At 47.0% G+C, this 23,340-nt stretch carries 16 protein-coding genes; 8 read left to right on the forward strand and 8 right to left on the reverse strand.

What is annotated here, in order from left to right:
- The first annotated feature begins 4 nt into the window (after nucleotides 1-4).
- Together H5T88_06495 and H5T88_06500 are read left to right on the forward strand one after the other, a co-directional pair.
- A complete protein-coding gene (locus tag H5T88_06495) occupies nucleotides 5-4,207 on the forward strand; it encodes a hypothetical protein (GenBank protein ID MBC7329993.1) in 4,203 nt (1,400 codons plus the stop codon).
- Nucleotides 4,204-4,965, forward strand: a complete 762-nt coding sequence (locus H5T88_06500; GenBank protein ID MBC7329994.1) for a hypothetical protein — start codon at nucleotides 4,204-4,206, stop codon at nucleotides 4,963-4,965. Before H5T88_06495 ends, H5T88_06500 begins: the two co-directional genes overlap by 4 nt.
- A gap of 7 nt (nucleotides 4,966-4,972) precedes the next feature.
- Here the strand turns inward: H5T88_06500 and H5T88_06505 are convergent, their stop codons facing one another.
- From H5T88_06505 to pstB, 8 genes are read right to left on the reverse strand one after another with little or no spacing between them, the layout of a single operon-like run.
- Nucleotides 4,973-7,000: a hypothetical protein gene (locus H5T88_06505; protein MBC7329995.1), complete on the reverse strand. Its 2,028-nt coding sequence runs from the start codon at nucleotides 6,998-7,000 to the stop codon at nucleotides 4,973-4,975.
- A 9-nt stretch (nucleotides 7,001-7,009) separates the two neighbouring features.
- A complete protein-coding gene (gene coaBC / locus H5T88_06510) occupies nucleotides 7,010-8,209 on the reverse strand; it encodes a bifunctional phosphopantothenoylcysteine decarboxylase/phosphopantothenate--cysteine ligase CoaBC (GenBank protein ID MBC7329996.1) in 1,200 nt (399 codons plus the stop codon).
- On the reverse strand, nucleotides 8,199-8,774 hold the full coding sequence (gene gmk / locus H5T88_06515) for a guanylate kinase (protein MBC7329997.1): 576 nt from the start codon (nucleotides 8,772-8,774) through the stop codon (nucleotides 8,199-8,201). The genes coaBC and gmk overlap by 11 nt, the downstream gene beginning before the upstream one ends.
- A gap of 5 nt (nucleotides 8,775-8,779) precedes the next feature.
- Entirely contained in the window at nucleotides 8,780-9,082 is a 303-nt protein-coding gene (locus tag H5T88_06520; protein ID MBC7329998.1) for a DUF370 domain-containing protein, read from the reverse strand.
- A 20-nt stretch (nucleotides 9,083-9,102) separates the two neighbouring features.
- The gene (locus tag H5T88_06525; protein MBC7329999.1) at nucleotides 9,103-9,507 is read right to left on the reverse strand and encodes a cell division protein SepF; all 405 of its coding nucleotides are present in this window, start codon (nucleotides 9,505-9,507) and stop codon (nucleotides 9,103-9,105) included.
- Between the two features lie 5 nt (nucleotides 9,508-9,512).
- Nucleotides 9,513-10,211 carry a YggS family pyridoxal phosphate-dependent enzyme gene (locus H5T88_06530; GenBank protein ID MBC7330000.1) on the reverse strand — a complete coding sequence of 233 codons (699 nt, stop codon included), beginning with the start codon at nucleotides 10,209-10,211 and terminating at the stop codon, nucleotides 9,513-9,515.
- On the reverse strand, nucleotides 10,174-10,893 hold the full coding sequence (phoU, locus tag H5T88_06535) for a phosphate signaling complex protein PhoU (GenBank protein MBC7330001.1): 720 nt from the start codon (nucleotides 10,891-10,893) through the stop codon (nucleotides 10,174-10,176). Before phoU ends, H5T88_06530 begins: the two co-directional genes overlap by 38 nt.
- 16 nt (nucleotides 10,894-10,909) lie before the next feature.
- On the reverse strand, nucleotides 10,910-11,671 hold the full coding sequence (gene pstB / locus H5T88_06540; GenBank protein MBC7330002.1) for a phosphate ABC transporter ATP-binding protein: 762 nt from the start codon (nucleotides 11,669-11,671) through the stop codon (nucleotides 10,910-10,912).
- Between the two features lie 60 nt (nucleotides 11,672-11,731).
- On the opposite strand from pstB, the gene H5T88_06545 reads away from it, so the two are divergent.
- The 6 genes from H5T88_06545 (at nucleotide 11,732) to H5T88_06570 (ending at nucleotide 23,335) form a co-directional block, all read left to right on the forward strand.
- The gene (locus H5T88_06545; protein ID MBC7330003.1) at nucleotides 11,732-11,956 is read left to right on the forward strand and encodes a hypothetical protein; all 225 of its coding nucleotides are present in this window, start codon (nucleotides 11,732-11,734) and stop codon (nucleotides 11,954-11,956) included.
- Nucleotides 11,957-12,129: 173 nt separating this feature from the next.
- Nucleotides 12,130-13,539 carry a hypothetical protein gene (locus H5T88_06550; GenBank protein MBC7330004.1) on the forward strand — a complete coding sequence of 470 codons (1,410 nt, stop codon included), beginning with the start codon at nucleotides 12,130-12,132 and terminating at the stop codon, nucleotides 13,537-13,539.
- Nucleotides 13,536-18,140, forward strand: coding sequence for a carboxypeptidase regulatory-like domain-containing protein (locus tag H5T88_06555; GenBank protein MBC7330005.1), 4,605 nt, complete (start codon nucleotides 13,536-13,538; stop codon nucleotides 18,138-18,140). The genes H5T88_06550 and H5T88_06555 overlap by 4 nt, the downstream gene beginning before the upstream one ends.
- Entirely contained in the window at nucleotides 18,137-18,871 is a 735-nt protein-coding gene (locus H5T88_06560; protein ID MBC7330006.1) for a VanW family protein, read from the forward strand. The genes H5T88_06555 and H5T88_06560 overlap by 4 nt, the downstream gene beginning before the upstream one ends.
- Before the next feature lie 289 nt (nucleotides 18,872-19,160).
- Nucleotides 19,161-20,621, forward strand: coding sequence for an RtcB family protein (locus H5T88_06565; GenBank protein MBC7330007.1), 1,461 nt, complete (start codon nucleotides 19,161-19,163; stop codon nucleotides 20,619-20,621).
- A 59-nt stretch (nucleotides 20,622-20,680) separates the two neighbouring features.
- A complete protein-coding gene (locus H5T88_06570) occupies nucleotides 20,681-23,335 on the forward strand; it encodes a pyruvate, phosphate dikinase (GenBank protein MBC7330008.1) in 2,655 nt (884 codons plus the stop codon).
- The last annotated feature ends 5 nt before the right edge of the window (nucleotides 23,336-23,340 follow it).

Here is a 23,340-nt window from a genome sequence, read left to right on the forward strand (position 1 = left end):
TTCTATGGCGAAACCGTTCTTTTTCCTCCTTTTCCCTTTCTTTGTTTTCGCATCCGTTTTAGCAAATAACAGGGAGTTTTCCCTTTTGGAAAATTCCAAGGAGATAATCTTCTCCAACTCAAAGGTTGCTCTCCATTTTTCTAAGGAAAGCGGTTTCCTCAATTCCATTATCTATCTTCCCCTCAAGCTACAAGCCCTCGGTTATGGAAAAGGGACATCTTCGCTTGATATCCAAGTAGAAGGGGAATGGCTCGTTGAGAAACGAGCGCTTAAGGAAGCCGTGAAAGATAGATGTATTTCCCTTGAGGGCAGCTGGAAATTTGCAATAGACCCCGAGGATAAGGGGGAAAAAGAGGGATGGCATTTGCCATCATTTGATGACAGTAAATGGGATGATTTCCCCCTTCCTGGGATGTGGGAGGATTTGGGCTACACTCAAGTCTATCCCAATTCCCCTTCACCCGATTGGAAGCCTTATAACGGCTACGCCTTTTTAAGAAAGGGAATAACGATTCCTCAGGAGTGGAAGGGAAAGGATTTATTGCTCTATATAGGGGCTGTGGACGATTTCGATTGGGTTTACTTCAATGGAGAGCTCATCGGCAAGACAGGGGAGGAGACGCAAAACTGGTGGGAAAAGTCTCGCATCTACACTATACCTGAAAGGCTCGTTAAGTGGGGAGAGGAAAATATCATCTCTATAAGGATTTATGATAGAGGCGGAGAAGGAGGGGTGAGAGGACCGCTGTTCATCATAAAAAAGGAGGATTGGGAGGGATTGGGGAACCCGATAAAAATGCTGAATTATGAACTGAAGGAGGAAAAAGGCGGTAAGAAACTGGTAATAAGAAGCAAAATAGGAGATTGGATAATTGAAAGCAGTTATTTCCTTTTGCCGAAGAGCGATGTGATTTTGAGGGATGGAAAGATAATTTATGAAGGGAAAGAAAAGCCTCATATAAGCAATCTTCGTTTTTCTTTGGCTGGAATAAGGATAGGTAATAAAAGCGATTGTTGGTTCATGATTCCCTCAAATTTCCCTCCCTTGAGATATAAATTTGAGAAAGAGGGAAGAATTATAAACGACGATAATGCTTGGTCGGGGAACCGCTGTGTTATAATGAGGAACGAGAAGTTAGGTATAAGTTTTCTCGCCCTATTTTATTCAGAAACCGAAGGAGCAAGCAGTTATATCCGGGAGGGGCAAGAGGGGATAGATATAATTCACACCCTCTCCGCTGCGGATGTTATGGAGAAGAGGAGAGAATTAGCAGGTGGAACGCAAATAATAAGAATTGTTCAAGGGGATTTGGGTGAAGCATTAAGGAAGGAGCAGGAGGTTTACGAGATAATCGGTTTGAAACCTCCCCAGGATAGACCGGAATGGGCGAGGAGGGCTGTCATTTATTCAGCCTATCCGGGAGGAACGATGGATAGCGGGCTTCAGGATGTGGGAGGGTTTGATAACTTCTCAAATTATCTCCACCATTTAGCAGATTTGGGTTTCAATGTTCTTTGGCTCCTTCCCGTCTATCCCGGTCTATATGGACCGACCGACTATTATAAGATAGAGAATGCCCTCGGTGGGGTAGAGCCAGCAAGGAAGTTCATTCAAAAGGCGCATAGCTTGGGGATAAAGGTTTTGTTTGATTTAATTCCCCATGGTCCAAGGGAGGAGTCGGGATTGCTTGAAAAGCTTCCCGAAGCCGTATCAAGGGATGAGAAGGGGAATGTTCTTTACTGGTGGGGATGTCTTTCCTGCGATTACGCGAGCGAGGTCTGGCAAAGATATATGGCTGAGCATGCATCTTATTGGGTGAGGGAACTGGATATTGATGGGTATAGGGTTGATTGCGCGGGTGGAGGACCGGCAAATTGGGACCCAAATTCTCCCCATCGCCCTACCCTTTCGGGACTCTGGGGAGGGCTACAGATATTGGCGAAGGCGAGGGAGGAGATGAGAAAATACAAGAAGGAGGTTATGCTCCTTCCCGAAGCAACAGGACCTTGGTTCTTCCGCTACAGCGATGTGGTATATGATTTCCCCTTCCTATTCCTCTGCCAGACTTACTCTCAATATAAAAGAGAGGACTTCATAAGATGGCTTCAGGAGTGGCTTGAATATGAAAAGTACGCCTATCCAAAAGGGGCGACCTTAATGAGATTCGTTGAAAGCCACGATACCGTGAGATTCGCCGGGATGAATGGGAACGGAAGCTTTAACGCCTTCTTAGCCCTCTGCGCCCTGATAGAAGGGGCTCCGATGGTCTATCACGATGGAGATGTAGGACGGGGTCCATTCTTAAAGCATTTATATGCTATAAGGAGAAGCTTTGAGGAACTTTCCATAGGAGAAGCTCACTATCTCGCGGTTGAATCCGATAAGAAGGACATCTTCACCTGCCTGAGAACCTATAAGGATAAATCGGCTATCGTGGCGATAAATATGAGCGGGAAGGATGTAAATGTTAAGCTTTCGGTGCCAAAGCGTTTGATTAGCGCTTCAGGGAAGATTTATCTTTACGAGGCTTTTGAGGTGAGGGAAGTCAAGGGCGAGATGAGAGAGGATAAGTTGGTAATCAATTTGGATATAAAGGCATATTCTCCAGCGATTGTTCTGGTTAGAAATAAAGAAGAATTCCTCCCAATTGAGGGATTTTCCTTCCCCACTTCGGTAAGGGAAGAGGGAATCGGAAGGGTGCCGTCAATAGAAGAAAGAGAAGGTGGATTGAGAGTTGAGAACGGCATCTATGAGGTCGTTATTGATGAGAAGACGGGACTTTTGAAGCATCTCTCAGTTAAGGGTGGAGAGAATTGGCTTGAGAAAATGGAATGGGAGGAAGGGAAGAGAAGAATGGGGATGGGTGAGCTTTTCAAGGCAAGCGAGTTAAAAACGGGGATTAAGCAAGAGAGAAGCGGAGAGGAGCTCGTTCTGAAATTTGGAGGCGAGATTGAGTGGATGAATTATGAAATCATATATCGCTTTGGCAGAAGTGAAAGAATTGACCTGAAGTTCAGCATCTCGTTTAAGAAGGACATCGGGATGGCAAAGGGAGAGCTATGGCAGTGGTTTAAATTGAGGGGAGTTGACCGTTGGATGGCGAATTCGTTTGAGGGAATTTGCTATGACGATTTCTTTATTCGCCATCCAAAAGAGGGAGAGACGGGGCGATGGAGATATTGGCATACGCCTTTTCTCTACGATGCCTTAAGGCGCCCTCTCAATCCCTATGCTCCCTATCTTTGCGCCTTCAGGGAAGACGAATATCTCCTGCTTCTCCTTCCCTCCTTCCCAAATCTCCCAGAGAACGTCTACATAAGGGAGAAAATAGAAGATTTAGGGTTTCATTTCCTCCTAGCTATGGCTGATGGAAAGAGGGGATGGAGGATAGCTCCGGGCGTGAGACACGAGCTTGCTTATTCAATTTTCTTGGGAAAAGGAGGTCTTCCAATCCTTAGGGAAAAAGGAAATCACCTCCCCAAGATAGAATGCGATGGAGCGGATTATATAGTTGAGACGAAAAATTACACGGCTACGGTAACGAGAAGGAACGGGAACCTTAAGAGCCTCGTTTTGAAAGGTCTGAGCTTGTTGCAAGGAGGGGAGATATACTCGGATAAGGGGATATATGGGGAGTTCTATGATTCGCTGGGCAATGCTTTTCCCCTTATCGGCACTTCAAACAACGACCCAGAAGCGGAAATAAAATTCTTGAAGATGAGCGAATCCCTGACCATGGAGGTTCATAGCTTCTTGAGGGAAGCCAATAGCGGTTGGAATAATTTTGCACGCCCACCTGTGGAGTATGAAGCTTTCTACGAATTTTCCAATTCATCCCCTTATATAAAAACAAGCGTTCAGGTTCGTCCCTTTGTGGAGAAGGAAACCATCGCCTTCCTTGCCCAGAGATTGAATTTCCAGGGCATAATATCCTGTCTTGTTAATGGAGAGGAAATCTCTCTATCTCAAACGGGAAGGGTCTGGGAAAGCAGAAGCTTTAAAATTGATAAGGTTAATTTGGAGCTCGTAGGCAGAGACGAGAAAGTGGAGATAAGAAATGTTGAGATTCCCAACGGCTCAAACCTCTTCATTTATAATTCCGGAGAGGGTAATATCACTCTCTTCTTCGCTTTTCTTGATGGAGAGGCGAAGATTCAGCCGAGATGGTTGAAGTTCACTTATGAGATAGGGGTGATGGGAAAATGAAGAAATTCTTTCCCTTCATTTTGGTAGTAGCTTTTTCCTTTGCCCAGGGCTCATGGGTCAAAAAGGGAGAGAGCGAGGTTTCCATTGGAAACGATTATTTCTCCCTTCATCTATCAAAGGAGAAGGGGTGGTTAGCGGATAGACTTGAGGATAAGGAAGCAGGTGTTATATTTGCGGATTTTCACATATATACAGACTACGGCATTTACGAGAGGGGATATGTGGGAAGCAAGGAGGAAAAGGAGGGAAGGTTAGAGATTGAGGAAGGAGGAGACAGCATAAAGGCGATAGCGGAAGGGGAATTAAAGAGAGCGGGAAGGAAGATATCGGAGCCAATAGGCTATAGGGTCATATATAAGATTGGCGAGAAAAGAGAACTTGAGGTGGAAGTAGAGTTGACTACGAAAGGGAATAAGAGGGTTTCCGCTTTCTTGGCTCAGCTTTTCACCGTTCCCTCCGTTCAGCAGTGGTTTGTGAATGGATTGGACGGAATGATAAGTGAGAATGTGGGCAAGATAATAGGGAGATGCTGGGAATCTCATTTAGAGCCATTGAATTTGGATAGTCCTTTCATTATTTTTCTGAGAGAGAAAAACATTGTTAGGATAGAGGGGATAAAATCCAACCCCAAGGCTCAAAATATCTTCCTCTTTGATGGAGGCGGAGGGAATTTGGTCTTCTTTCTCGGATTTATGGATGGGAATACGGTTGAGCTTCCTTCAAAATTCAAAGCGAGTTATTTGATAAAATGGGAATGAGAAATTTCTATTGAAGCTCTTGGATATCCAGGAACCATTTCAAATTTCTATCATATTCAAGCGCCTCTTTGAGAATCTGTCTCGCTTTATGCAGTGAAGTCGTTGGAATGACCAACAGATATCTGTAAACTCCTCCCCTTTTCGGATAAAGGGAAGGGAAAGGAGGGAGACAATGGAAGTTATGGCTTATAAGGTGCTGATATAAGCCATTTGCTTTCTCAATCGCCTTACTTTCCTCCTCTTCAGAGATGATAAATGTAAGGATATGTCCAAATGGAGGGAAATTCCTCTCTCTTCTCGCTTTGCTTTCCATCTCAAGGTATTCAATCGGTTCGTAGAAGAAGAGGGGCGTCTCGGGTTGATTTGTATGGATTATCAGCTTCCTGCTCTCTTTTCGCAGAGTGAATATCAATCTATAAACCCTCTCATATTGAGAGAAGTTGGGGAATCTAAGGAGGGAATCTATGTCAAATATACAGGATAGTGCTGGTTTTATCAGGTCAACCCAAGGAACGATTGCCCTGGTCGCCACGATGATATCCGCTTCCCAGAATGGTTGGCTTGGCGTTTCGCTTGATAGGGTTGTGATTCTCGCTGTGGGAAACAGTCGCTTGGCTGCAGCGGCGAGCCTTTGAACCCCCATCCCCCTTGCTGATATTCGGTAGCTTCCGCAGTTTGGACAGACATCGGGAGCGGGAGATAGATTTCCGCAGAGATGGCAGAAGAGAAAGCGCTTTTTCTGCACTCCCACTTCGCATAGAATAAGAGGGACATTGCAGGAAGGGCAGAGGAACGAATTACCGCAGTCCCGACAAGAAAGATAAAATAAACCCTTCCTGTTCACAACTAAAACCACTTTCTCATTTCCCCTTAGTGCTTTATCAATCTCCTCTCTCGTTTGAGGAGGTATGATATGCCTTGTCCCTTTTACATCCAAAATCTCCATCTCCCCCAACTTAAAGGGCAGTTTTTTGAGGGGGATTCCCTTTTTAGCTAAATTGAACCGGGAGAGGGCGGGAAGGTCGGAACCATAAATGACCCTCATTCCTTCTTGAACCATCCTTTGATAAGCGACATTGCCCGCGTCATAGGAGGGAGGTTCTCTACGGATTAGAGAGGATTCGCCATCCCCTTCAACGATAATCAGCTTTACATTGGGAAGGGGAGCGAATAGAGCGGAGCGATTTCCCACTACGAGGCTTGAATGGAAGCTTTTAGAAAGTTGTTCCCAAAGGGCAAACCTTTGGGAAAGGGGAAGCTTTCTATGATAGATATATGTCGTCTTAACGAGTTGATTCATAGCTTTTCCTGCCCATTCCGCGGAGGCGGAATCAGGCATGACCAATATCGCGTTTCCTCCCGTGTTTAACACCTTTAATATAGCTGCTGAGTAAAGAGACAATCTTTTCGTTCTATCCCCTCCCCATAATATCGTTACTTTTGAAGAGCTGTTGAAAGGGGTAGGGGATATTTGGGGGATAGGTGGAAGGGTAAAGGTTCTTTGGCTTTCCCTTTCTTTGAATTTCACCTCGACTTTGGGAATAAGGATTTGGGAGTTTATTAACGCTATGATTTTCTGCCGAGCCTGATAGGTGGGATAAACTCTTAAGGTTGTATAGGACACTCCTCCCTCTGCTTCTCTCACCATTTCCCTTCTCACCCTTCCCCTAACTTGTTGATAATCTACATTGGGATAAAGATAAATGGAGGGAATCGCATTGAGCACCTCAGGAACTATGGTTTGAAAGGAATCCTGAAGGGAGGAAAGGTATTCATTTGAGAGCCAATGCGCTAAAGATAAAAGAAAGGGAGGAAACGGTGATATGGGTAAGAAGGCAATAACTGGCTCCTTTCCCTTTTCCTCTCCTCTCCCAACAACACAGCCTATCCTTAATCTCCCTCCTACTTCTACTACTACGAAAGCCCCCAGCTTGATATTCTTCAAATAGGAGGGAAGGGAATAAGTGATAGGTTCTTCTATTTCCCCCGCTATCTTCCCCACTATTATCTTAACGCTTTCTCCTAAATCCTTCATGAAGGGTGTTTATTTCGCTTTTATGAGGCTTTCAATCTCTTCCAAGAGACGAATTGCGAGTTCTCTTTTGCTGAAGGTTGTGGGTTCAGGTGGGTTTTTATCCTTTCTTATTATGCTTGCGAAGAGGTCCTTCTCGCCGAAACCATATTCATTTGGGGAGATGAGGTTGGCGACGATTATATCAAGATTCTTCTGCTCCATCTTCTCAAGCGCATTTTCTATCAAGTTATCTGTCTCAGCCGCGAAGCCGACGAGGATTTTGTTCCCTTTCCTTTTCCCCAATTCAAGGAGCACATCGGGAGTGGTAGTGAGCCTAAGGACGAGCTCTCCCTTTTTCTTAATCTTTTGCTCTGCTCTCGTTAAAGGCTTGAAATCCGAGACCGCCGCAGTGGCGATGATGACATCAACATCCTTAAAATGCTCCAAAGCCGAGGAAAGCATCTCATCTGTGGTCTCCACGCTTACGAAAACGCAACCCGGAGGCGGAGCAAGATTTGTCGGACCCGATATCAAGATGACCTCCGCCCCCCTCTTTATCGCTTCCTCAGCAAGGGTATATCCCATAATCCCAGAGGAGGGATTGGAGATGAAGCGAATAGGGTCTATGTATTCCCTCGTTGGTCCAGCGGTTATCAAAATCTTTACCCCTCTCAGAGGGAGATTTGGGTTGAGGACTTCCTTCACCACTTCAACGATTTTCTCCAGGGAAGCTAAACGCCCCTTGCCTCTTCCACCCGAGGCTAATTCTCCTTCTTCGGGTTCTACGATATAATAGCCCGACCATTTAAGTTTTTTGATATTCTCTTGGACGATGGGATTGGACCACATTTGGCTATGCATAGCGGGTGCGATGACTTTGGGGCAATTCACCGAAAGGGCGGTCGTAGTGAGAAGGTCATCCCCTATTCCTGAGGCTAGCTTCCCGATGATGTTAGCGGTAGCGGGGGCGATGAGGAAAAGCTCGGCGAACTCCGCAAGCGATATATGCTCTATCTCCCAGCGCTGGGGGTCGGAGAAGAGTGAGTAGTAAGCGGGATAGCGAGAGAGTGTGCTGAAAGTGAGGGGAGAGACGAATTTCGTTGCCGATTCCGTCATAACAACCCTCACTTCTGCTCCTTCTCTCTGTAGCATGCGAAGAAGTTCCACCGCCTTATAAACCGCTATGCCTCCGCTCACTCCCAATAATATCCTTCTACCCTTAAGAGCCAAGTTCCTTCTCCTCCTGTTTACGCTTGATGATTTTATAGAGTTTCTCAAGGGTTTCTTCAAGGTCGTTATTAACGAGCACGAATTGATAATTTCTTGCCATTTCCATTTCTCTTGAGGCGATTTCAAGCCTTCTGGTTATTTCCTCCTCTGGTGAGCCTCTTTTCCTCATCCTTTCCCCGAGAGCTTCCAAGGAGGGAGGGGCAATGAATATAAGGATTGCCTCGGGGAAGAGCTCTTTAACCTTCATCGCTCCTTGAACATCTATCTTTAAAATTACATCTTTCCCTTCTTCAAGTTTCTTTTCCACGAAATCTCTTGGAGTGGCGTAGAGATTGCCTCCTACTTCCGCCCATTCAAGGAAGGCGTTATTCCTTTTGAGCTCTTCAAACTTTGCGAGACTTATAAATTTATAATCCACTCCATCCACCTCTCCCGGGCGAGGCGGACGAGTTGTATAGGTGACGCATTTCGCAATCTTCAGGTCTGTTTTAAGGAGTTCCTTTAGGAGGGTGTCTTTCCCTACACCTGAAGGACCGGATAAGACGAAGAGGAGCCCCCTTCTCAATCTCTTTATTCCCCCATTTCCTCGGGTGGAACTTCCGTCGGCTTTTTCTCCAAGGGTGGCAAAGCGAGCTCCTCCAGTCTGCGTGCGAGAGCCATTGGGGAGAGGGAGGAAAGAACGATGGTGCCATCGTCCATAAAAATAGCGCTTCTCGTCCTTTTCCCCTTAGCAGCGTTCAACAAATTCCCCTTTTTTCTCGCCTCCTGGATGAGCTGCTTGACGGGAGAAGAGAAGGGGTCAACTACAGCCACTATCCTTTGGGCGATGACAAAATTGCCAAACCCTATATTGAGCGGTGTAGTCCCTTTCATCTAAATCACTCCTTTTATAATCAGTAAATTGAATAGCCTGAGGGGGCGAAGAGGAAGACTTTTGTGCCTATTTTTTCGTGGCTTCCTCTTATCCCGAAGGCTACTCCGCTCAAAAAATCCACTACCCTTCTCGCGGTTTCATCGTTTGCCTTCTCCAAATTAACGATAACAATGAAGCCTTGCCTCAGTCTAATTGCTGCTTCCCCTATTTCGTTCTCGAAATTGACGATTTCCTTCCTGTAAATGGGGACATCCTTGCGAGAGTAAAGGCGAAGCGACCATCTCCTCTTAGGCGTTGGATAATCATCAAGCGAAGGCTCTTCAAATCCGTCTTCCTCTTCTTTTTCAGAGCCGGAAAAGAACCTAGCTATCCTGGAGAAGAAGCCTTCCCTTTCCTCATATTCTTGTTCCTCATATTCTTGCATAAAATCTACCTCCTTTCCCCAAAAATGGCTGTGCCTAACCTAACGAGGTTAGAACCTTCCTCTATGGCAACATCATAATCGGAAGACATCCCCATAGAGAGAATTTGCATCTCTATATTTCCCGCGGATTTGAATCTCTCCTTCGCCCCTTCAAAAAGCTCCCTCATCTTGGCGAAGTAGGGACGCATTTTCTCCTTCTCTAAAGGCGGTCCCATAGTCATAAGCCCGAGCACCTTTATCCCTTGAAGCTCCCTTAATTGTTCAAGGAAGCTAAAAAGCTCTTGTGGCTTGATACCAAATTTGCTCGGTTCTTCCCCTATATTTACCTCTATTAGTATGGGGAACACCTTTCCCTTTGCTCTTGCCCTTTTATCTATTTCAAGGGCGAGGGGGAGGGAGTCAACAGTTTGAATCATATGAAAGAGCTCCATAGCTTTCTTCACCTTATTGGTCTGCAGATGCCCTATGAAGTGCCATTGAATATTATCTAGTAATGCACCGAGATCCTCTTTTCTTTTGACTGCCTCCTGAACATAATTATCGCCGATAAACCTCACTCCTTCCTCCATCGCTTCCTTTACCTTTTCATTATCAACGCCCTTGCAAGCGGCGAGCAGGATAATATCCTCGGCTTTCCTTCCGCTTTTTTCCGCTGACTTACTTATTCTATCCCTTATGATTTCCAACCTCTCCCTTATACTCATTTTCCTCAACAGTTGAACGGTGGCTGGGTGCGAGTTGAAGAAGTTGCCCAGTCACCATATAATGCACTCTCTCCCCTACATTAACGATATGGTCCGCACAGCGTTCAAGATAGCGGGCAACGAAAAGGAAGTATGTGGACTGGTAGATCAGATTGGGGTCCTTGCGCATATAGTCAAGTAGTTCATCAAAGAGGTTCTTATATAGGTGGTCTATTTCGTCGTCATCCTCGCAGACCTTACGAGCCAGTTCCAAATCCCTATTAACGAATGCTTTGAGAGCCTCTTCTATCATCGTGTCTACTATCTGCCCCATTTGGGAGATAATCTCCAATGGCTTGAAATATTTTTCCCCGGATAGTCTTATCGCGGTCTTAGCTATATCCACAGAATAATCTCCAACTCTCTCAATGTCGGCGATTGCCTTCAGAACCGTTCCGATTACTCGGAGGTCGCTCGCCATAGGTTGCTGTAGGGCGATAAGCCGCATACATTTTGTCTCAATGTTGATATCCATTGCATCGGCAACATCGTCATCCGCCACGACCTCCTCAGCAAGGGCGACATCCTGCTCTATCAGAGCCTTCATCGCCTTCTGCAGCATCCTGCGCACGAAATTGCCCATCTCCACCAGATTCTCTTGTAAACTGTTCAATTGAGTTTCAAACGAGCGTCTAACCTCCATTCTTATCCCTTCTTTCTTAGCCAAATCTTCCTGTTATATAATCCTCGGTTAACTTATTTTGAGGGTGCTCAAAGATGTCGGCAGTTGGTCCGAACTCTATGAGCTCGCCCTTGTAAATGAAGCCGGTGAAATCCGAAACTCTCGCCGCTTCCTGCATGTTGTGTGTTACGATAACAATTGTATATTTTTCTTTCAATTCTTGCATTAATTCCTCTATTTTCAGAGTCGAGATTGGGTCCAAAGCGGAGGCGGGCTCATCCATAAGGATTACTTCTGGCTCAACAGCGAGACAGCGGGCTATGCAAAGCCTCTGTTGCTGACCACCGGATAGCTCAAACGCTGATTTGTGCAATTTGTCCTTGACCTCATCCCAAAGAGCTGCTTGGCGAAGGGCGTTCTCCACTATCTCCTCTAACTTTTTCTTCTTGTGCAATCCGTGTATACGAGGACCATAGGCTACATTCTCAAATATTGAGAGGGGAAATGGATTGGGTTTTTGAAAAACCATTCCCACCCTTCTTCTCAAGTTGGCTACATCTATGTTGGAATTGTAGATATCTATCCCATCTATAAGGACTTTCCCCTCCACCCTTGCTCCCTCAAGGATATCGTTCATTCTATTGAAAAGGCGGAGAAAGGTGGATTTCCCGCAACCCGAGGGACCGATTATCGCGGTAATCCTGTTTGCGGGTATTTTAATAGAGATATTCTTCAGGACCTTGTTATCGCCGTAGTAAAAGTTCAGGTTTTGCGTTTCCAATTTCGTGTAATCATTCATAAGCCTCTATGTATATTATAAAATGGGAAAAAGTTTTTATCAAATCAAGGAGATTGTGAGGTGGAGCGGTCTCTATATTCCTCAAACACTATTGAGATTGCCATGCCTCCCTTCGGGAGGCTCGCAATGACAGAAGGGTGGACAAAAGACGAGATTGTCACGCCCGCCTTTGGTGCAGGAATAAGAGAAGGCTTGTCATTTAATGCGATGGAGAAGAAAATTTGTTCCCCCTTTGGTTTTGTTGCGAACTCCCATATCTTTACATACTTTCTTCATAGTTGGTGATATTCATGGAATTTTCTGCGAGAAAAGGATTTGTTAAAGTTCTCTTTAGCTTGGCAAACAAGATAATCCCTATCCCCTACTACATTACTCTTTCTCTGTAAAAAGAAACTTTTCAAAACTTTTATGCATCAAATATAATGAATGTAAAAATTTGAAAAGGGGAAATGGTATATATGGATTGGAAATTCATTCTCCTATCTTTAATAGGTCTCTTCGGAATCATTCATTCTCTTCTCTCAAGTAGGGGAAAAGAGAGAGAGCATCCTTTTTCTTCTTCCCTTTACCTCAAATCCCTCGGCTTTGCCGTTCCCTTGCTCCTTTTCACTTATTTCTTCCTCAAGCCACCCTTTGCCACCCATGGGGCAGTTCCGCTCAAGGGATATGGAATCGGCATCCTTCTCGGAGGAATCGCAAGCTTTGCCCTCCTTTCCACCCTTCGCCTTCCCTCTTCCTCTCGTCTCATCGCATCCTTCAGCATAATTCTCCTCTTCGCCACCTGCCTCTACCTTTTCCCCTACGACCTCTCCTTCCTCTCCTTTGGCTTTATACTCTCCCTCGCCCTTTTCCTCTTTCTCTTCTCCTCTTTAAAAGAAAACCTACAAGAGGATTTACTTTTCCTCTCTAATCTCTCCCTCATCCTCATCCTATCCCTAATCTTTGGAGTATATCACCGAGATATGAGTGAGAAGAAGCTTCCCGAGTTCCTTTGGTTCCTCCTCCCTCTATCCCTTTTTTCCATTTCCATCCTTTCCTATTTCCTCCCTTTTAAACGAGCCAGCCTATTTTCCATACTACAAATTTTCTTCTTTTACCTAATTTTCTCCTTCGCTCTCACCTATTTTTACCTCCAATTTATGATTCCTTTTTACATCATCGCTGGCGGAGCCGTGACCGGGGCGATTTTCCTCTCGCTTATCCTTTCCCAAGGCTTGAGAAATTCCTCACTTCATACCATTTCTGTCCTTCTCCTCCTTGGTCTTTTGGTCTTTTCCTTTCGCTTCCTCCGTGCCTATGGAGTTTGCCTTTCTGCTCTCTCCCTTCTTCCCTTTGCCTCCCTCATCTTCTCAAACGATGACCCCTCTGGTAAGAGATCCTTAAACTTATTTCTTTTTCCCATTTCCTCCCTCCTCATCTTCCGCCTCTTCTATCAATTCTTTTCCTCCTCTCGTTCTGCTACCCCTCCCACAATCTACGACTTCTTCCCTCTTATAGGGATAATTGCAGGCGCCCTACTTTTCCTCTTCCTATCCCATAAAAGGTCCTCTTCTACTTCTTGTCTCCTCATTTTCCTTCTTTCCCTCGTCATTTACTCCTTCCTGGTTTCCATTTGGGGACTCAACACTGCTATCGGCATCTTTGCCGGTTTCCTTCTTGCCTCTTTTCTCTCCTTTTCCCTCCGAGATAGCGAGCCCGCCCCGCTCTCCATCTTTTTCCTCCTCCTTGCCCTCCTTCTCACCCCAAAGCTTTCCCCTCTCTCATTCCAGCTCAAACGCCTTTATAAGTTCTACATAACCCTGGGCGCCGTTCCAATTTCCGTTTTCATTCTTTATCTTCTATCCCGCAGGGAGGAGAGAGGGAGATGAGGAGGGCGTTTCCCCTTCTCAGCATATCAATCATCTGGATTGGAATCCTTTTCGCCATCTTTTTGAAAACGGAGACGCCCGTCGGCTCAGTGGAGGGAATTGTCATAGCGGGAGAAAACGGCAAGCCCATCCCCTCTGCCGATATTACCTTCACAAGGATTGGAAGGGGGGAGATTAAGTCTTGGAGCGTGAAGACTGATGAGAACGGGCATTTCCTCTTGCGAGGACTTCCCGTAGGTTGGTATGATATCTATTGTAGCTCAAGCGCTCACTATCTAACTTTCGGACAAAGGCAGGTCAAAATCTCCGAAGGAAGAACCTCCCATCTTTCCCTCCAATTAGAGCGGATAGTTAACAACATATCACTCTGGGCAGAGAAGCCCGTGTATGCCACAAATCAGAGGGTAAGGATTTGGGCGAAGGGCTATGCCCCTGAGGATAAGCTTCATATCACTCTTTATCGTTTGGACTTGGAAAAGCTCACAACCGATGAGCTTTTTCAGCTTGGTAAATACATCTATCCCTATCGCCAGCCGGGAGTTCCTCCCAAGATGGAGATTCCCACTACAAAAACCCTCTCCTGGGATGAGAAAGTAAAGAGGGATGCGGAGGACACTTTTTATTATGAAAAGAAGCTTCCGCTCCTTGAGGATGGACTCTACAAGCTGGAAGTATCATCGGGCAATATAAAAGCGAACACCTTCTTCCACATAACCTCATTTTCCCTCCTTCTCAAGCAGGATAGGGAGAGGATGCTATTGTGGGCAACGGATTTGAGGAATGGCAAGCCGATTGGTGGTGTGCGATTGTTTATAAAGGGGAGGACGGGAGAGGCGATGGGGGAGACGAACGCTGAAGGTGTCTGGGAAGGGAAGGTTGTCGGTCCCTGCAAAATCGTCGGCAAAATGGGTTCATCTTATGCCTTTTTGAATGTTGAGGACTACGAGGTGCCTCCTCCGGAGGGAGCAAGATACAAGATTTATACCTACACAGAGAGACCGATTTATCGTCCCGGTCAAACCGTTTTCTTCAAATGCATAGTGAGAAAATACGAAAACGAGAGATATTCCATTCCCAAACCCTTGAAGCTATTGGTTGATGTGAAGGACGAGGATGATAATCTTCTCTACACAACCAGTCTGAGCACGAATCGCTTCGGGAGTTGCCATAGCTCCTTCAACCTTCCTCCCACAGCGAAGCCAGGGATTTTCCATATTTTCATCTCTGCACCAGAGGTTAAGGCATATTCTATTCACCCCTTCAGCGTTTCAATTTACAGAAAGCCGGAGTTTGAGGTGGAGGTTAAGCCTTCAAAGGGTAGGTATAGATTTGGTGAGAGGGCGAGGATAAAGGTTCAAGCGAGATATCTCTTCGGCGTTCCCGTAGCTTACGCCACTGTAGATTACGATGTCTATTGTTCTCCAATCACCCCTTATCGGGAGTTTGGGGAAGAAAGCCATGGGGAATTCGTTAAGTCGGGAACGGTGGAGACGGATAAGGAGGGAAAGGCGATAATCGTCATCCCATTGAAGGAAGAGCCGAAGCTTTTGAGAGAATACAACTATTCAGTGGATATAACCGTAACAGACCAAAGCGAGAGAACTGTTTCCGCCAGCACCTCCTTCACTGTTGCCAAGAGCTTGTTCTCCCTTCACATCTCTTCCCCGAAGAGGATTTTGGAAGTAGGGGAGTTAGCGGATATAAAGCTCTCCTTTAAAAGCCCTCTTAAGAGGAAAAGCGAGATAAATCTGACCCTTTACAAGCTCATCTGGAAAGGGAAGAAGATGAAGAAGGAGAGAGCAGGAGAGTGGAGGACGGAGATGGGAAATAGGGAGAAGAAGAGCATACAGATAAGCGTTGAAAGGGAAGGGGAATATGAGCTAATTGCAAAGATTGGAGACGAGATATTGGACAGGATTCCCCTCACAGTTCTTCCTTCCCTTGAGGAAGGCGTCTACTCTCTTCCTCAGCCGCTTAAATATCCACGCTTATTCACTGATAAAAGCTCTTACAATCCAGGGGACGAAGCTTTAGTTGTTATAGATATGCCCAGCCAACACACTGCTCTCCTGACATATGAGGGAAGGGAGCTTTTCAAATACGAGGTCAGGGAATTAAAGCGAGGAAGACATCTTTTGAGATTGCCCAATTTGGGAAGTAAGGGATATAGGCTCAGGCTTAGGCTGAGCTTCATCAGGAAGGGGAAGCTCGTTGAGGAGGGGACGGCCATCTTCGTTAATCGCCCTATACCAAAGCTGAAGGTGAGCTTAGAGACGGATAAGAAAGTTTATCAGCCGAGGGAGGAAGTTCTCTGCAAGTTGAAGTTAAAGGATGATAAGGGGATACCCTTGAGGGGAGAGATTTCCGCCGCCGTTGTAGACGAGGCGATTTTCAAGTTGATGGATGAAGATGCTGATGCGGATATAAGGTCGTTCTTTAGCTTCAAGGAATCTGTGGATGTGATAACTCGCTGGTCAAACTACGACATCTATCTCGGTCCCGTGAGCAAGGCTTTCACGGAGAAGGAAGTTCGCCGACGTTTCCTGGATACAGCCTTCTGGCTTCCATCCCTCATAACTGACGATAAAGGAGAGGCTTCTTTTAGCTTCCAATTGCCCGATAATATAACGAGCTGGCGGATAACCGTCGTGGGGAATACCGAGAAAAGCATCTTTGGAGCGGGTAAGTTGAATATAATAGCAAGAAAGCCCATTTTCCTGCGTCTGGGAATGCCCCCATTTCTCAGGTATGGTGATGAAACGACAATAGCGGGGATATTGCGGAATCAAACGAACGAAGTTCAAGAAGCTGGCATAGAGCTCAAGGCTAAAGGGTTGGAGATTCTTTCCCCGAAGGAGGGGAAGTTGAGAGTTTCTCCCCAGAAGGAGGGTAAGGAGGAATGGCGAGTGAAGGTAGGAGAGGAGATCGCAGCTACGCTGACCATTTACGCTATTGCGACAAGCGGATTAAGGGACGCTATGGAGCTCAACCTGCCTATTTTCCCTTTCGGCTTCCCCACGGAATACACGAAGAGCGGGCAGGTTGAAAGCGAGACGATGGAGGTCGTCAATATAGATAAAGAAGCCATTCCCTCATCGGTTCTTCTCAAGATTTACCTCTCACCCTCCATTACCTCCTCCCTTTATAGCGCCCTTCATTATCTTGCTCAATATCCCTATGGATGCACGGAGCAGACGGTCTCCACCTTCCTTCCCGATATAGCGATATATCGTTTCCTCAAGGGAACGGGTATAAGGGATGAGAAATTGGAGAAATCGCTTCCCGATATGATAATAAAGGGGATTTTCCGTCTTTATTCCCTTGCCGAACCGGATGGCGGTTGGGGCTGGATGCCGGGCGAAGGGATAGACCCTTGGGCGACAGCATATGCCCTTTGGGGTCTCTGGGAGGCGAAGAAGGAAGGCTATCCCGTTAATCGGTGGACAATGGATGGGGGAAAGCAAAAATTGCTCCAACTGATTAAGGAAAACCTCAAAAAGGATATCGTTCCAAAGCTCGCCTACTGGGAGAAGGAGAAGTGGCTATTCGCCCTCTACATCCTGAGCCAAATGGGAGAGAATGTAGCAGTGCAACTTGATTACTTCCTCCCCTATATACAGAAGCTTTCCCACAAATCAAAAGCCCTTCTTTCTCTTTCCTATTACTATTTGGAGGATTTGAAGAAGGCGGGTGCTGTGTTTAAGAGTCTATGGGAAAAAAGGGAGGAGAGCGAGGAGATTTGTTATTGGAAGGATAGATGGGAAACGGTAGAGCCGACAGCTTATGCCCTCCGTGCCCTCCTCAAGCTTCAGCCCAGAAATCCTGCCGCAATTAAAATCGCAAGATATATTCTGCAAGAAAAAAGAGGTGAGGGTTGGTTTTCAACCAAAGATACCGCTCAGGTAATACTCTCCCTTTTGGATTTCGCGAGAATCTGGGAGCATACCAAGCCCAACTTCAGCCTCACCGTGAAAATCAACGGCAGGAAGCGGGAGGAAATCGCCTTCTCTCCGAGAGATGTTTTCGCTCCTCCAAGGGAAATCAGCTTGAGCATTAAGGATTTGAAATTGGGAAAGAACGAGATTGGTTTTCTCAAGAGGGGGCAGGGAAAGATGTTCTATTCAATTAAGATGGTCCAGGTTCTAAGGAGGGAGGAGATAAAGCCCGTGAAGGGATTGGCGGAAGTAGGTATTAAGAGGGTCTATAGACCACTGACTGTCTCAACGAAGCAGGGATTGGAATGGAAGGCGGGAAGCCCGAGCGAGATATTCAAGAAGGGAAAGTTGATAGAGGTGGAGGTATCCCTGAATATTCCGAAGAAGGATTTCCCCTCCCATTACTTCGTCCTTGAGGAGCCATTGCCTCCTGGCTGTGAATTGATAGAGGTTGATACGGGGGAGGGAGGAGGGTGGTATTACGACGAGCTTGAGGATAGATTGGCTTTCTATATTCCCTATTTGAGTAGTGGAAAGAGCAAATTGAAGTATCGCTTGAGGGCTAATATCGTGGGCGATTACAGGGTTATGCCCACAGTTCTTTACAATATGTATTTCCCCCAATATAAGAGTCTGGGAAACAGCAACAGGGTGATGATAAGATGAGATTCATACCCTGGTTCCTTCTCGTTCTCTTCTTCCTTTTCGGCACACTTTTTTATCCCAGGGAGAGGGTGATAGCGGGATATTTCACATCTCTTAAAGGGAGGACGCCGAACCAAATTCACAATTTAAAGCTCGCCGCAGAGGCGATTAATGGCGTTATTGTCAAGCCCGGTGAAATTTTCTCCTTCAATAAAAGAGTTGGACCCTGGAGCAGGGATAAGGGATATAGAAAGGCACCAGTTAGTTATACGGGATTGATGGTGCCGGCTTGGGGTGGGGGAGTTTGTCAGGTTTCCTCAACGCTTTACAATGCTGTTCTTCTCGCGGGATTGGAGATAGTGGAGAGGGGAGCGCATTATTGGGAGCCGAATTACATTCCGGCCGGGAGGGATGCTGCTGTGGCTTATGGTCAGCTTGATTTGAGATTCAGAAACAATTTTCCAAAGCCGATAAGGATAAAAGCAGAGGTCAGGGGAGAGAAGCTTTTGGTGGAGATTTTGAGCAGATATAAACCTCCCTATAAAGTGGAGGTGATAACGAAGGAGAGGGAGATAGAGCCTCCACGCTATGTCTTGGCGGGAGGGGAGGGGGTGTTTCCGCAGGGAAGGAGCGGATGCGAGGTTGAAGTCTATAGGGTTTTCCTGAAGGGAGGGGAGGAAGTGAAGAGGGAACTCCTATCAATAGACGAATATCCCGCTTTGTCAATAGTGATAAAGACGGGCAGTAGATAAATGAGAATTTTGTCATTACGGTGGAGAAGCCAATCACACACTTCTATCATTGAGGGGAGCGAAGCGACGAAGCAATCTCTTTGAAATTGCCACGAGCTCCCTTACGGGAACCCTCGCGATGGTAAACGCTACCACGACTATGCTATAACACCTTTAAAGGGAATGTGAAACAAGTGAGTGGTGGTTAGGATATCTTATTGGAGCGACAATTGATCGTCTTTCTTTATAATTAAATTGATTTGACATTTAATATTTTCTTAATAAAATATCTAATGAGGTATTTTACCCTATGCCCTCCGGCTGGACTGGTCCCTTAGAGAAAATAGACGATTATCGCTGGCTCATACCGAGAAGATATAAGCAAGGTATGAGGACAGATGGCTTAATCTTCGCTCAGGAGAAAATGCTGGCGAAGATTAAGCAGGATATGGCTCCTGAACAGGTAGCGAATGTAGCCTGTCTCCCAGGCATAGTGGGATACTCTATGGCTATGCCCGATATCCATTGGGGCTATGGATTCCCCATCGGTGGCGTAGCGGCTTTTGATGTAAAGGAAGGTGTTATTTCGCCTGGCGGCGTGGGTTATGATATAAATTGCGGTGTCCGTATTCTCCGCACGAACCTCACAATTGAGGAAATAAAACCTTATCTCAGCCGCCTCCTTGACGAGATATTCCGCAATGTTCCCTCTGGCGTTGGTTCTGAGGGAAAGCTTCGCTTGAGCAATGAGGAACTCCGCCAAGTTATGATTCAGGGGGCGAGATGGGCGGTGAGGAAAGGATACGGCTGGGAGAGAGACCTTGACCACACCGAGGAAAATGGAGAGATGGAGGGAGCCGACCCCCAGAAGGTAAGCCAAAGGGCAATGGAGAGGGGAAGAGGTCAACTTGGGACATTGGGTTCAGGCAACCATTTCCTTGAAATCCAGGTAGTAAGCGAGATATATGATAGAAAATCGGCAAAGGCTATGGGGATAGAGAAAGAGGGGCAGATAACCGTTATGATTCACACAGGTTCAAGGGGGTTCGGGCATCAAATCTGCGATGAATATGTGAAGGACCTCCTTCGCTCAGCTCAGCACTACAACATCCATCTTCCCGATAAACAACTTGCCTGCGCTCCTTTCTCTTCGCCTGAAGGGAAAGCTTACTTCTCAGCGATGGTCTGCGCCGCAAATTACGCCTGGGCTAATCGTCAGTGCATAACCCATTGGGTGAGAGAAGCTTTTGAGAAGGTCTTCAAGAAATCCGCTGAGGAGCTCGGTATGGAGCTGATTTACGATGTAGCCCATAACATCGCCAAGGTGGAGGAGCATACAATAAATGGAAAGAAGGTAAGAGTTGTAGTGCATAGGAAGGGCGCAACGAGGGCATTCGCTCCTGGTCATCCCCTTGTTCCCAAAGATTATAGAGAGATTGGACAGCCCGTAATCGTTCCCGGAGATATGGGAAGAGCCTCCTACCTGCTCGTTGGCACGGAAAGGGCGATGCAAGAGACATTTGGTTCCACCTGTCACGGAGCAGGGAGATTGATGAGCAGGGCGCAGGCATCGCGTATGGTTCGGGGAGAGGAAGTGAAGAGGAGAATGGAGGCGCAGGGTATTTTAGTGAAAGCAGCGAGCTTCGCCACCTTGACAGAAGAGATACCAGAGGCTTATAAAGATGTAGGGGATGTGGTGGATACCTGTGATGGAGCAGGAATATCAAAGAAGGTGGCTAAACTCCGTCCCCTTGCGGTAATCAAGGGGTAAGCTGGAAACCACAGACCCCAGGATGTAAAAAATTCCAAATTAAAAGGAGGGATTTTAGAATGTCAGAGAAATGGGTTTATCTATTTGAGGAGGGCAACGCCCAGATGCGGGACCTCTTGGGCGGGAAAGGCGCCAATCTCGCCGAGATGACCAACATCGGCTTGCCCGTCCCACCAGGCTTCACTATCACCACGAGAGCCTGCATCTATTATATGAATAATGGGGAATTCCCACCCGGGATGTGGGAGCAGACGCTTGAAGCCCTGAAGAAGATAGAGGAGAAGATGGGGAAAAAGTTGGGAGACCCCAAGAATCCTCTCCTCGTATCCGTTCGTTCCGGAGCGAAATTCTCTATGCCCGGAATGATGGACACCGTTTTGAACCTCGGCTTAAACGATGAATCGGTTAAGGGGTTGATTGAGGGGACGAAGAACCCTCGCTTCGCCTGGGACGCCTACAGGCGATTCGTTATGATGTTCGGCAACATCGTTCTTGGCATAGATAGACGCAAATTTGACGTTCTGATGGATAAGATGAAGGAGGAACGAGGCGTAACTCAAGATGTTGAGCTCACCGCCGAGGACCTGGAGGAATTGACGAAGCAATACAAGGAGCTCGTTAAGGAGGAAAAGGGCATCAGCTTCCCCGAAGACCCACTTGAGCAATTGAAGCTGGCTATAGAAGCGGTTTTCAAATCATGGAATAATCCTCGTGCCATCGCCTACAGGGAGAGGGAGAAGATTTCCCACGATTTGGGGACAGCAGTGAATGTGCAGTCCATGGTATTCGGTAATATGGGTGATGATTCCGGAACGGGTGTAGCCTTCACCAGAGATGTGGCAACTGGCGAGAAGAGGATATATGGTGAATTCCTCTTCAACGCCCAGGGCGAGGATGTGGTGGCGGGAATCCGCACTCCTCTTAAGATAGAAGAGCTGGAAAAGAGGATGCCGGAAATCCACGAACAATTCCTACGAGTATGTGAAATCTTGGAGAAGCATTATAGGGATGTAATGGATATAGAGTTCACGATTGAGAAAGGGAAGCTCTATATCCTGCAATGCAGGGTTGCGAAGAGGACCGCGCAGGCAGCGATAAAGATAGCGGTGGATATGGCGAAGGAGGGATTGATAACGAAAGAGGAAGCTGTCATGAGGATAGACCCAGCTGACCTTGACCAGCTCCTCCATCGCCAGATAGACCCTAAGGCTGAGCTAAATGTTCTTGCTAAGGGAGTAGCTGCTTCCCCAGGCGCCGCTGTTGGTAAGGTTGTTTTTGAAGCCCACAAGGCAGCGGAGTGGGGAAAGAACGGGGAGAAGGTCATCCTGGTCAGACCGGAGACCAACCCCGATGACATAGTGGGAATGCTTGCCTCCCAAGGTATTCTCACAGCCAGGGGTGGCATGACCTCTCACGCAGCGGTTGTTGCGAGGGGCTTCGGCATTCCCGCCGTCGTGGGATGCGAGGCTATTAGAATAGATGAGGAGAGGAATCTCTTCACAGTCAACGAGACGGTCGTTAAAGAAGGGGATGTTATCACCATAGATGGTTCAACGGGAAGGGTCATATTGGGAGAGGCACCCCTAATTGAGCCACGTCTCACCGATGAGGTGAGGGAGCTCCTCTCCTGGGCGGATGAATTCCGCAGACTTGGCGTGAGGGCGAACGCCGACACTCCCGCCGATGCCCAAAAAGCCTTTGAGTTCGGCGCCGAAGGCGTTGGTCTCTGCCGAACAGAGCATATGTTCTTCGGAGAGGAAAGAGTCCCCCATGTCCAGAGGATGATTCTCGCCGAGACAACCGAGGAAAGAGAGGAAGCCCTTGAAAAGCTCCTCCCCTTCCAGAGAGAGGACTTCATCGGCATATTCAAGGCTATGCAGGGGAGACCTGTCGTGATAAGGCTGATAGACCCGCCACTCCACGAGTTCCTCCCTCGCTATGAGACGCTTTTGGAGGAAGTGATTACCCTTCGCCTCACCAATCCCGACTCTCCCGAGCTGGCTGAGAAAGAAAGACTCCTGCAACGCGTTACCCAGCTGAGGGAGCTCAATCCAATGCTCGGTCTTCGTGGCTGCCGACTCGGCATCCTCTATCCCGAGATAGTGAAGATGCAGGTGAGGGCGATATTTGAAGCAGCTGCTTATCTTGCCAAGCAGGGGGTCCCCGTTCACCCTGAGGTTATGATTCCTCTTGTGGGTCATGTGAACGAGCTGAAATATCTGCGTCCCATTCTTGAAGAGGTAGCGAAAGAGGTTCTTGAGAGAGAGGGAGTGGATATTGAGTATCACTTCGGCACGATGATAGAGATTCCAAGAGCTGCTCTTACATCTTCAGAGATAGCAAAGGTTGCCGACTTCTATTCCTTCGGCACCAACGACCTAACACAGACCGTCTTCGGCTTCTCCAGGGATGATGCGGAGGGCAAGTTCATCGCTCCCTACCTCGAAAAAGGAATTTTGCCCAACAATCCATTTGAGGTCTTAGATAGAGATGGCGTTGGCAAGCTGATGAAGATGTGCATAGATGATGCGAGGAAAGCCAACCCCAACATCGTCATCGGAATCTGCGGCGAACACGGTGGGGAGCCGGAGTCCGTCAAGCTTTGCCATGAGCTAGGGCTTGATTATGTCTCCTGCTCTCCCTTAAGGGTTCCAATAGCGAGGCTTGCTGCTGCTCAGGCGAACCTGAAGACGGAGGTGTTTGAGGACAAGTAAACAAG

The organism is bacterium (assembly GCA_014360495.1).
Taxonomy (GTDB): domain Bacteria; phylum Armatimonadota; class JACIXR01; order JACIXR01; family JACIXR01; genus JACIXR01.